Source organism: Marinimicrobium sp. UBA4209, from assembly GCF_002381585.1.
GTDB classification, from domain to species: Bacteria; Pseudomonadota; Gammaproteobacteria; order Pseudomonadales; family Cellvibrionaceae; genus Marinimicrobium; species Marinimicrobium koreense.
This window is the reverse complement of sequence record NZ_DFTP01000115.1, coordinates 21,202-21,682: the sequence shown is the minus strand read 5'-3', so window position 1 is coordinate 21,682 and position 481 is coordinate 21,202. Positions and strand designations below refer to the sequence as shown.

Genomic DNA, 481 nt, shown 5'->3' with positions numbered 1-481 from the left:
ACGCTTCGCTAATCCGACCTACCGCTACTACATCAATTTTACAATCTGTGTGTCGGGATCCCGGGATTTACCCTGTTGGTGTAAATCGTCCAGGTATTTCTGCCAATGGGTTTCTTTATTGACACATAAATCGTGCAGATAATCCCAAGTGTAGATGCCAGAATCGTGGCCGTCGTCGAAAACGATGTGCAGGGCGTAGTTGCCGGCTGCTTCGATGTGGGCAATGGCGACCTGTTTTTTGCCGAACGGGAGTTGCCCGCCCTGACCGTGATGGCCGCGCACTTCGGCGCTCGGCGAGTGGACACGCAGGTACTCGGCGTCCAGGCGGTAGTTTTGGTCGCCGTAGGTGAGTTCCAGTTGGCGGGATTTCTTGTGGAGCAGGATTTTGTCGGGCGTCATGTAGATGGTCCTGTGGTTTAGGTGCCTCTAGCGCCGGGTCGATCCCCGGGGTGTTGTTGCAAGACACGCCGTGAACCCATCC

The 481-nt window shown here is 55.5% G+C and carries 1 protein-coding gene; it reads right to left on the bottom strand.

Features of this window, described 5'->3' with window-relative positions:
- Positions 1 to 27 precede the first annotated feature (27 nt).
- Positions 28 to 399, bottom strand: coding sequence for a gamma-butyrobetaine hydroxylase-like domain-containing protein (locus B3187_RS17000; RefSeq protein ID WP_123638376.1), 372 nt, complete (start codon positions 397 to 399; stop codon positions 28 to 30).
- Between the last annotated feature and the right edge of the window lie 82 nt (positions 400 to 481).

What these genes read in the sequence shown, in the direction of transcription:
- B3187_RS17000 (WP_123638376.1), bottom strand. Translation starts at nt 399, where the DNA reads ATGACGCCCGACAAAATCCTGCTCCACAAGAAATCCCGCCAACTGGAA.